This is a genomic window from Caldibacillus thermoamylovorans, assembly GCF_000751775.1.
GTDB classification, from domain to species: domain Bacteria; phylum Bacillota; class Bacilli; order Bacillales; family Caldibacillaceae; genus Caldifermentibacillus; species Caldifermentibacillus hisashii.
The window spans coordinates 24,622-35,575 of sequence record NZ_CCRF01000030.1 but is presented as its reverse complement, the minus strand read 5'-3'; the positions used below and the strand labels follow the sequence as shown (position 1 = coordinate 35,575).

General features: G+C 38.1%; 9 protein-coding genes. 2 read left to right on the top strand and 7 right to left on the bottom strand.

The window, feature by feature from the left end; genetic code table 11:
- The 7 genes from BT1A1_RS17750 to BT1A1_RS04020 all read right to left on the bottom strand — a co-directional run.
- Nucleotides 1-177: TRAM domain-containing protein (locus BT1A1_RS17750; RefSeq protein WP_156103174.1), on the bottom strand; the 177-nt coding region annotated here is incomplete at its 3' end.
- A gap of 436 nt (nt 178-613) precedes the next feature.
- Nucleotides 614-994 (bottom strand): dihydroxyacetone kinase phosphoryl donor subunit DhaM, encoded by a 381-nt coding sequence (dhaM, locus tag BT1A1_RS04045; protein ID WP_034768396.1) that lies wholly within the window; start codon nt 992-994, stop codon nt 614-616.
- Between the two features lie 115 nt (nt 995-1,109).
- A complete protein-coding gene (gene dhaL, locus BT1A1_RS04040) occupies nt 1,110-1,733 on the bottom strand; it encodes a dihydroxyacetone kinase subunit DhaL (RefSeq protein ID WP_034768395.1) in 624 nt (207 codons plus the stop codon).
- A gap of 221 nt (nt 1,734-1,954) precedes the next feature.
- Entirely contained in the window at nt 1,955-2,950 is a 996-nt protein-coding gene (gene dhaK, locus BT1A1_RS04035; protein WP_034768394.1) for a dihydroxyacetone kinase subunit DhaK, read from the bottom strand.
- Nucleotides 2,951-3,603: 653 nt separating this feature from the next.
- Nucleotides 3,604-4,380 (bottom strand): delta-lactam-biosynthetic de-N-acetylase, encoded by a 777-nt coding sequence (pdaA, locus tag BT1A1_RS04030; RefSeq protein WP_396122070.1) that lies wholly within the window; start codon nt 4,378-4,380, stop codon nt 3,604-3,606.
- A gap of 850 nt (nt 4,381-5,230) precedes the next feature.
- Nucleotides 5,231-5,404, bottom strand: coding sequence for an SE1561 family protein (locus BT1A1_RS04025; RefSeq protein ID WP_227091950.1), 174 nt, complete (start codon nt 5,402-5,404; stop codon nt 5,231-5,233).
- A gap of 258 nt (nt 5,405-5,662) precedes the next feature.
- On the bottom strand, nt 5,663-6,496 hold the full coding sequence (locus BT1A1_RS04020) for a YfkD famly protein (protein WP_081912266.1): 834 nt from the start codon (nt 6,494-6,496) through the stop codon (nt 5,663-5,665).
- Nucleotides 6,497-7,244: 748 nt separating this feature from the next.
- Here BT1A1_RS04020 and BT1A1_RS04015 point away from each other — a divergent pair.
- Complete coding sequence (locus BT1A1_RS04015) at nt 7,245-8,438, top strand: MFS transporter (protein WP_034768393.1); 1,194 nt, start codon at nt 7,245-7,247, stop codon at nt 8,436-8,438.
- A gap of 318 nt (nt 8,439-8,756) precedes the next feature.
- Nucleotides 8,757-10,688 carry a heavy metal translocating P-type ATPase gene (locus BT1A1_RS04010; RefSeq protein ID WP_081912265.1) on the top strand — a complete coding sequence of 644 codons (1,932 nt, stop codon included), beginning with the start codon at nt 8,757-8,759 and terminating at the stop codon, nt 10,686-10,688.
- Nucleotides 10,689-10,954: the final 266 nt, after the last annotated feature.

Below are 10,954 nucleotides of genomic sequence, written 5' to 3'. Positions count from 1 at the left end.
ATTATGGATGTTGGTCGCCTCGACAACCACTTCTTCACCGGGCAATGCATTTGGCACAAACACCACTTGCTTTTTAAAATAGCCGACACCTTCCCCGTTGATTCCAAGCCTTTTTATCGTTACTGGAAACACTTGTCCCTTATGTATGTTGACACTAGTGTTTGTTGATTTTTTCATCAAGTTCATCCTTTATTACGTTTGAAATAGTATTCTTTAACATATGGTAGTTTAGGGGAAAGGGAAAGTCAACTTTTGGCCAAACTCAATTATGTTTTAGAAAGAAGGCAAAAATTCAAGCTACGAGTCTCATTTCTTACGTTTTATTCCCTATTTTCTGTTTCCTGGTCTAAATATGTATCTTATATTTCTTGGCTTTTCTTTTAGTTCAATGACCCTGTCACGTGTTTCTATTACTGCCCGTTTGATTTGAGTAATTTCTTTTTCAAGTTTTCCTAGACGTTGATTGTGATTGCTCATTAGATGGCAGCGTATTTAATCCAACTATCGTAACAAGGTATTGAAATTCTTTAGAATGAACACACTCCTAAAAAGAAAGCACCCCCGAAAGTTGATTTAGTAAATTTCGAAGGTGTTTTCGATGATTTTTTTCATGTTATTTTTTAAAAGATTTTCCTAAGCTTTCCAAAATTTGCTCGATGCCATGCCCCATTCCGGATTCTACCGCTCCCACATAGGCACCTTCTACAATGGGTACATTTTCGGCAATTCTGATATTTCCTTTTCCCGCCAATTCGATGGCGACTTCGGCATTCATCATTGCACTTCCTAAGTCATAAAAAAGGATGACGCCTGCTTCACTATATACTTGATCAATGGCTGATAGTATTTTTTCCACATTTGTACCGATTTCATTTGTATCTGTCCCGCCTGCAGCTGCAACAGGGACATTTTTTACGACTTGCTCAATTAGCTCTTTTGCTCCTTCTGCAATTTTTGGACTATGAGAAATTAGAACGATTCCTACATTGGTCATAAATTTGCTCCTTCTCTATTTTTAAACTATGTGAAATTTAGAACGAGCTCACATCGGTCTTTAATTTGTTCCTTTTTTTTACTATGTGAAATTAGAACGAGCTTACATCGGTCATCTATTCGTCCCCTTCTTTCATCGTTTCCGCTAATGTTTGAAATAAGTAGTAGGACGATACTGACCCCGGATCGATATGACCTACCGATCGCTCTTTTAAGTAAGCGGCTCTCCCTTTCAACGCCAGCAATTCTTTTGTTGCTTCCATTGCACCTTTTGCCGTTGCCTCCAAATTTCCCCAATCAATCGGACTGTTTTGCTTCATATAATGATGAACAGGAATCCATACATCCAACATGGTTTTATCTTTAAGCTGTGCCTTGCCTCTTTGCTCCAGACCTTTAATTGCTTCTTCTACCGCAAGCGTCAAGTCCTCTTCAGTCAATTTTTCCTTATTTTTCGTTGCCATCGCCATTTTTAAAAAAGCAGTGCCATACAACGGACCGGATGCACCACCGACTTTTGACATTAACACCATGGCAACATCTTTCAGCAAATCCGAGGGGGTGGCATAATCAGCATCGGATAGTTTATTCATTACTTCTTGGAAACCTCTAGCCATATTTACCCCATGGTCTCCGTCACCAATGGCCTGGTCCAGCTCGGATAAATATTCTTTATGTTTTTGGATCTTTTCGTTTAGTGCTTCCATCCAAAGTTTTGCTTTTTTAACTGTTAATTCCATAATTGAACCCTCCAGTTATTGCTAAAGTGCCGGGAATACTGCTCCATTTTCCGGCACTATCCACTCGTTTTTTTATGCCCGGATTACTGATCTTATTCCCGACACTGTTCAACCCGTTATTTTTTAATGTTCAAATGACTGTTCATTTTTTCGGCACAGTCAAACTGTATTTTTTAAAATGCCCGGATTATTGTTCCATTTCCTCGGCACCAGTCAACCGGTTATTTTTTAAATGCAGGTGTATTGGCATGAGCAGCCAGTAAGTCTTTCAATTCGTCATCCAATTTTAAAAGGGTGACGGAACAACCGGCCATTTCAAGGGATGTCATGAAATTTCCAACGAACGTTTCATAAACCCCGATCCCTTTTTCTTTTAAAATTTGATTCACTTTTCGATTGACAATGAAGAGTTCCATCTCAGGAGTTGCACCTAACCCGTTAATCATGACAGCAACTTCATCACCACTTGATAGCGGCATATCTTTAAAAATATGATCGGTCAATTCTGTGGCAATTTCATCGGCTGTCGCAAGGGGTTTCCGTTCGGTACCCGGCTCACCGTGGATTCCAAGACCGATTTCCATTTCATTTTCTCCTAATGTAAAGCTCGGTTTTCCTACGGCCGGTGGTGTACATGGACTAATCGCCATTCCCATCGAACGAACATTTTTCACCACTTTCTCAGCAACCGCTTTCACATCAGCTAATGTAGCTCCCATTTCTGCCTTTGCACCGGCAATTTTATGAACCAAAATGGTCCCGGCAATTCCGCGGCGACCGGTCGTAAATGTACTATCTTCCACTGCCACATCATCATTGACTACGACTTTGTCCACTTGAATTCCTTCCATTTCAGCCAATTCCGCAGCCATATCAAAATTCATAACGTCACCTGTATAATTTTTGACAACCATAAATACACCTTTCCCACTGTCAACGGCTTTAATCGCTTCCAAAATTTGATCAGGGGTTGGCGAGGTAAATACTTCTCCGGCAACGGCTGCATCGAGCATTCCTTGACCCACATAACCGGCATGGGCAGGTTCATGACCGCTTCCTCCGCCGCTAATAATCCCGACTTTATTCGCTACCGGTACATTCTTTCTTGTCACGACCGCCCGCCCGTCAATGAGTTTTAATTGGTTTGGATAAGCAGCAACTAAACCTTCTAACATTTCTGTTACCACACGTTCCGGATGGTTGATGATTTTTTTCACGTTCTTCACTCCCTGCATTTTGATTATTGAAAACCAGTGATCTATCCATATTTTAACATATGCGTTTGTAAAATGTGGGTTGGATCCTTACTATTTCTAAAAAAATCATCAGTGAAGGCAAAAAATTTAATGGAACTTATTGGATGATTAGCACTCAAAAAGCCTATTTTTCAAAAACATTTACGCTCAAATGACAATATACTGTGTCTTGATAAAAATTGTTAGTACTATATTTGGCGCAAATCTTTCCTTAAAACCTTTTTGGGTGATAACCATTGGATAGCATTCAAGGAGATGAAGAACTTCAGAAAATGCTTGATAGTCTGTCCAATGATTAATCTATAAGGTTGTCTCGATATTTGGTGTTGGGGCGCAAGATGTGTGTTTCCATAACGAATCATTTAAGCCCCATTTCAAGTTTCGATGCATGAAGAAAGTATTGGAAGGTCGGCTTTCAGAAAATCGCTTCTTTTTTTGGAAACGTCTGACAGCCGATGACTGAAGTATTAAATTACAAAAGCATTCGGTCAGTATCAAAAAGACATCTTTTAAAAAAACGACTGTTTAAACTACAATAATAAAAACCATTGTCACATAAAGTTTTTTATATCTCCTTTTTGGTCGTATTCAATATTTGTATTAAAACCTTCTCCTCAATAAAAAATCTTATTCTTTCCAAACTGCTGACTCAATACGTAGTCGTTTAGGCTTTTGAATGTATAGCCTCGTTTTTTTAGGTCGACAATGGCCTTTTCCAATGCATCCGCATTATCTTTTGAAACGGTATGTAGAAGGATGACGGCCCCCGGGTGAATTTGTTTCATAATTTCGTTGTACGAATATTCCCATCCCTTTTGTTGGTCGGTTTTCCAATCAACAAAAGCAAGCGACCAAAAGACATGGATATAACCCGCATCTTTCGCAACTTTCAATGTGCGCTCACTAAAGATTCCCCGCGGCGGTCGCATGAATATCATTTCCTCTTGACCCGTCAATTCTTTTGTTTTTTGCTTGACCTTATCCAGCTCTTCCTTGATTTTCGCATCATTAATTTGGGTAAAATCCGGATGGCTCCACGAATGATTGCCGACAATATGGCCTTCTTTTACCATACGCTTTACCAAATCCGCTGCGGAATTAAGATAATGACCCGTTACAAAAAAAGTAGCGGGAACTTGTTCCTTTTTTAAAACATCTAAAATTTTTTCGGTATAACCATTCTCATAACCGTTATCGAATGTTAAATATACAACCTTTTCAGTTGGATCGGCTTTATAAAATGCATTATATTTTTTCAGTAATTCATCATAGTTTGCCCCTGCTTCCGGTGGCACTTCATTTTCTGCTTTTTTAAATCCCCAATGAATCGCTGAATTGGAGACGGCAGTTGCTGACATTCCGTGTGCAAAAAACAGGCATATGACGGTCATATATAACATTAAGCACCTTTTCAAAGTTATCCATCCTTTCCTTTTTTCTTAGTTTGTCATAAGGAAAGGAAATCATGCTAAAAAAGTGGAACTGCGTTTTGTAGGGAAGTCGGTAGCTCACTTATTAAACGATACTGTTAAAAAATGGTGCTGAACCGTCTATTGGATTATCACGCTTTATTGGACAAAACCTTCAAAATACCGAACAAAAATGTCCATTAAAACCGCTCTATTGGACAATTTTTGTGGAAAGGTATGCCAAAATGTCTAATAGAAGGGACCAATCCTCTCTTTATTGGACAATTTCTTTAAAAGTTGAATCAAAACTGTCTAATAGAAAGGCTCTATTGGACAATTTTTGTGGAAAGGTATGCCAAAATGTCTAATAGGAGGGACCAATCCTCTCTTTATTGGACAATTTCTTTAATAGTTGAATCAAAACTGTCTAATAGAACGGCTCTTTTGGACAATTTTTGTGGAAAGGTATGCCAAAATGTCTAATAGAAGGGACTAATCCTCTCTTTATTGGACAATTTCTTTAATAGTTGAATCAAAACTGTCTAATAGAACAGCTCTTTTGGACAATTTTTACAGAAAAATAAGGCAAAGTGTCTAATTGGAGGGACCAATCACGCTTTATTGGACAAAACCTTCAAAATACCGAACAAAAATGTCCATTAAAACCGCTCTATTGGACAATTTTTACAAAAAATAAGCCAAAATGTCTAATAGAATTGGCCAAACCAACGTACTTGAACGAAACGATAAAAATCCAATTGCATCACTACTGGAATTTTATCCTTTTTTGTAATAAAAAACCCCCTGTTCAAATGGGGGCTTAATTTAAAAACTATCCTTGTTCTTTTATTTGCTTACATTTTTCTTCCAAATCGCCAATCATTTGGATAAGCCGGTCGATTTCTTCCAAGTCGACATGTTCCGGCTCCATCGTTTCCAATGTTTCAATAAATGAGTTGAATCGTTGTTGCAAAATGTCAAACTGTTTATCTTGAGTCGTTGGCAAAAAAATAACTCCCTTCCAATGATATCTGTCCTTATTATACACCTTCTTTCATTTTAGAGAACTGCCCTAATTTTGACAATGAAACAAACCAGTTTCTTCCTACTTTCTTTTAATCCCACAAGTGAAACTTCCATCAATGGGGTTTTCTTCATCCCCCACTGATGGTGGGAAATCCGTCCCCCACCCTTCTTTTTTGTAAACTCGAGAAACTTGAGGTGGGAGTCTTACTGCCCGTTAAGTTGGGATAAATATGGCGGCTTATCTTGGCATTTCGACTGCGGAAAATTTAAAGGAAACGTAATCCTGAATCGGGATCCATGCCCCAATGCCTTGAGAAGTAATATTTTTCACGACAATCGATTTTTTTCCGCCTTTTAAAACAAGATAAACTTCTCCATACGTAACGGTTCCTTTTTCATTCACGGCAGGTGCATATGCATCTAAATAACCGACTTTTCGGCTTGGAATATTGTAGTATTGATCTTTCTTCGTTCCTGCTCCGACAACCGTATCAAAGGACAACGGGAATTTTGTTTTTTCAGCTGCTTTTAACAACATCATCTTTTTCACATCATTAGCATGGGGAATTTTTGCCGTCAAACCACCGCGCACAATTTTTTGAACTTCTTGTACATAATGGAATTTGTAAGGAGCATCGCCGCCACGATTATCATAATAATTCGTATTGATTTGTTGATATTCCCAATTCGGTGATGTTTCTTTTGATACATAGTTAAGCGGCCATTGTCCCAAATATATCGTTGCTTTATGTCCCATGGCAATGATCGGTTTATTGATGGAAGACTCATTTAGCATTAATATTAAATCCGGATTTTCTATTTTTACTTTCGATGTTTCAAGCAATTCTTTCGTTAATTCACTTGGTTGAAGTTGTGGCAAATCTTGGGATGCATTTGGATACGTATTTTCCTTTGCCACATTTAATACAGAACTTGGAATTTCGAATTTTTGCTCCGGTTTACTTTTTGGTGGAACTTCTGTTTTTTCCGCAAAGCTTATCGGATGATTTAGAATCACAGTCAATAATAATGCCAAGACTAGAAAAAATAACTTCAATAAGGGTTTATTCATCTTTGAAACTCCTTCCATGTTCATTTTGACTATATTTTTCGCTATGCTTGTTATTCTTATCCAAAAATTTTTCTAAAAAAATTGTTTTAAAATCAGAATATTAATAAAACGTTCCTAATATTTATGTATTAACAAAAGGAAAAGGAGGGAAGCGAATATTCCATTCTATCACTGCACCTGAGAGGAGGGGACAGACGAAGATTTTGGATGGAATGCATGAACCTCGCTTGGAATCGTGAATGAACTTTTGGGGGTGAATCGTTCAAACTATTTTTAAAAAACTAATCGTAAAATAAATGAACCGGGTGGGTTATGAATTGCCACTCGGTTTTATTTTTTAGTGGTGTGGAAAGATGGCTACATACATTGGTGGAAATGAAATGTCCGATTTGCAACGGTGTGGAAAGATGGCTGCAAAATTGGATGGCTGCATGCTTTCGGTTTGTTCAGACCTACACATGTCAGTCGTATCGTATAAACTTGCCACACATGTAACTTGTAAGCCCATTAACAATGAGGATTGTAATTCCCCACAAGAGCGTAATTTTTAGTATTTTCGTAACTTGTAAGCCGTTTATGATCAGTGTCCCCTACGATTGAAGTTCCACGTATTTCCACTCGATCTCCCCTTTCAAACGAATAGTTTTAAAAAAATAACATTCTAATACGAATAAGTTTCCCTTGCCAACTTTGCAATTTACCGATACCATTCATATTATGGAAATTACAGTAAGGGAGAAATCGGATCATGAAAAACACAAAGTTACGCTTCCCCATTTTAGTTGCGCTTGTCATCATTTCCGGTTTGTCACAAGGGATGTTGTTACCATTGATTGCGATTATTTTAGAAAATCGCGGGGTTTCATCTACGGTCAACGGACTACATGCAACAGGCTTATATTTAGGGGTATTACTTGCTTCTCCGTTTATGGAAGCACCGCTCAGAAAATTCGGCTATAAGCCCTTAATTATTACCGGTGGGTTGATTGTTATTATTTCTTTATTTTTATTTCCGTTTTTGAACACCATAATGATCTGGTTTATTTTGCGGTTGTTAATTGGTATCGGTGATCATATTCTTCATTTTTCAACCCAAACATGGATCACTTCATTTTCACCTCCAGAAAAACGAGGTAGAAATATATCTCTTTATGGGTTATCTTTTGGGATTGGTTTTGCCGTCGGGCCGCTTTTAACCAGGTTAGTCGACATCAACGAAAACTTGCCGTTTTATGTAACAGCCTTCTTTAGTTTACTTGCATGGCTGACCGTCTTTTTATTACAAAATGAATATCCCGATCAAATTAATAATGACATGGAACCGGTAAGCATCCGATCAACAATTGGCCGCTTTGGTAAAGTACTTAAATTTGCTTGGGCACCGCTTCTCCCGGCTTTATGTTACGGTGTATTAGAAGCATCACTTAACGGTAACTTCCCTGTATATGGATTGCGGCTAGGTTTTGATGTTCATTTAATTGCTGTTATTATTTCCGCTTTTTCAATCGGAGCTATTATCTTTCAATTGCCGCTGGGATTGGCAAGTGATCGATTTGGTCGAAGAAATGTATTATTATTTGCTATGTTAATCGGCAGTGTCATTTTCTTAAGTGCCAGTATCTTTGAACATTCCGCCTATTTTCTGTTAGCCGCGTTTTTTATTGCCGGAATGCTTCTGGGTTCCACCTATTCATTAAGTATTGCATTTTTAACAGATACGATCCCGAAACACCTATTACCGGCAGGAAACTTATTAATTTCGATTTGTTTTAGCTTAGGTAGCATTTCCGGGCCTTTTCTCGGCGGTCTTGCCATTGAGCATTTACCTAATATTAGCTTTTTCTTTTTAATTAGCTGTATCCTCTTCCTCATCTTTTTTGGTCTTGCCGGATTTAAAGAGGAAAAACAACTTCCTCTTGCTGACCAACGCTGGAATTTTTAATGTACGAAAAAAAACAGGCTATTCTTGATTTAAGAAGGATAGCCTGTTTTTTTTGCTTTATTTATAATTATTTTTATTACTTATTTATAATTACTTTAAACAAAATGGGCCTTTTCCCTTTTCAATTTACTATAATATGATATAATGATTATACAAAGATATGGGTAAAATAGAGCAATGACAATGATTCTCAACTACTAGAACAACTTTATTTTAACAGATATAAATTGATTTTCATTCTCAATTAGGTAAACGAAATTAATAAAATCCCAATATGCATTTGAGATTTATTCTCAATTAGATAGGAGCGTGATCTGAATGGAGCTAAATATTAGCCTTCGAAAAAAACCTTTGAAAGAAAATCAACTTTTTAAAGAGAAACTGCTCCGAATTGAACCCTATATCGAATTAGGATTTGCCCTTTTTAGCGGTATTCTCATTGTATCAGGTTGGATTTTGGCAAAACTTGATCAACAAGCGGTTTCTGTCTTCTTTTATATCTTAGCGTATGTGATTGGAGGCTATTTTAAAGCGAAAGAAGGCATTACAGATACGATTCACAACAAAACACTGAATGTCGAACTGCTTATGGTGCTTGCGGCATTAGGTTCTGCCATTATCGGGTATTGGGAAGAAGGAGCCATCCTCATTTTCATTTTCGCATTAAGTGGTGCTCTTGAAACGTATACAATGAGTAAAAGTAGAAAAGAAATCTCCGCATTGATGAGTTTACAACCGGAAGAAGCATGGCTGATTAAAGATGGAAAAGAAGTAAAAGTTGCAGTCGAACAATTACAAGTTGGTGACCATATTTTCGTAAAACCGGGCGAACGAATTCCGGCAGACGGGCGTGTTATTAAAGGAAGAACAAGCGTTGACCAAGCTGCAATTACTGGTGAATCGATTCCGGTCGGTAAAGGACTAAATGATGATGTTTTTGCCGGAACCGTGAACATTAACGGTTCGATTACCGTCGAAATTACAAAACCGAGCAGCGAAACATTATTTCAAAAAATTATTACTTTAGTTCAAAATGCCGAAAGTCAAAAATCCCCTTCTCAACAATTTATTGATCGTTTTGAAGGCACATATGTAAAACTGGTATTGGCGGTTGTTTCATTGATGTTATTTTTGCCACATTATATTTTCGGATGGAGTTGGAATGAAACATTTTACCGGGCAATGGTATTGTTGGTGGTTGCCTCTCCATGTGCTGTCGTTGCCTCGATCATGCCGGCAACATTATCGGCCATTTCAAACGGTGCCAGAAAAGGGATTTTGTTTAAAGGTGGTTCACATTTGGAAAGTTTAGGAAATTTACGAGCTATTGCTTTTGATAAAACAGGGACATTAACGCAAGGAAAACCGGAAGTGAGCCAATATCTTGTAAAACCGGATTTGGAAGATGAAAAGCAAAAGATTTTGCAAATTGTTGCCGCCATTGAAAAACACTCAAATCACCCGTTAGCCCAAGCTATCGTCCGCTTTGTCACAACAAAAAATCAAAATGTACCATTTGAGCTTGATTCGATAGAAGACGTTAGCGGATGGGGAGTAAAAGCATTCTTGAACGGGGAAACTTGGAAAATTGGGAAACGGTCCTTTATGGACGGAAATATTGAAGAAGTCATTGATGAAAAGCAAAGATCTTTCCTGGAAGAACAAGGGAATACAATCGTCTATATTGAAAAAGATCAACAAGTCGTCGCTGCTTTTGCATTGAAAGATATTGTGCGGGAAGAATCAAAACAGGCGATCACCAATTTGCAAGCTTTGGGAATTGAACCAATCATGTTAACCGGTGATAACGCCAATACCGCAAAGGCTATTGCAAGTGAGGTAGGTATCATTCATTATATTTATGAATGTCTTCCGGAAAATAAAGCCAACGAAATACGTGCAATTAAAGAAAAATACGGATTAACCGCAATGGTCGGTGATGGGATCAATGATGCGCCTGCTTTAGCCACCGCTGATATCGGAATGGCAATGGGAGAAGGAACGGATGCTGCACTGGAAACCGCCGATGTAGTCTTAATGAAAAATGATTTAACAAAAATTTCTCAAGCGATCCATTTATCTAAACGAATGAACCGCATTATTAAACAAAATCTCGTCTTTTCAATCAGTGTCATTATTTTATTAGTCATGTCCAATTTTTTCCAATCAATTGATTTGCCACTAGGAGTTATTGGGCATGAAGGAAGTACAATATTAGTCATTCTGAATGGATTAAGACTTTTAAAATAGTAGGTTTTTTTCATCGCCACTCCTGGTTAGTCGAGCCAATCGGACACTTATCTTCCTCCTTTACCTTAACCCACGGGAGGAAGATTTAGTGACCGCTTAAAGCAGGGCACTGATGGTTTGCTGAACCTCGGAATTTTGCAGCCCCTACCTTCTTTATAAACTCGAAAATCCGAGGTAGGAAAGTTACTGCCCGTTAAGATGAGGCTCATCAGTGGGGCACCTATCCCCACTGAACATATGCTAATGCGCCATGCCTTTGTGGCAGC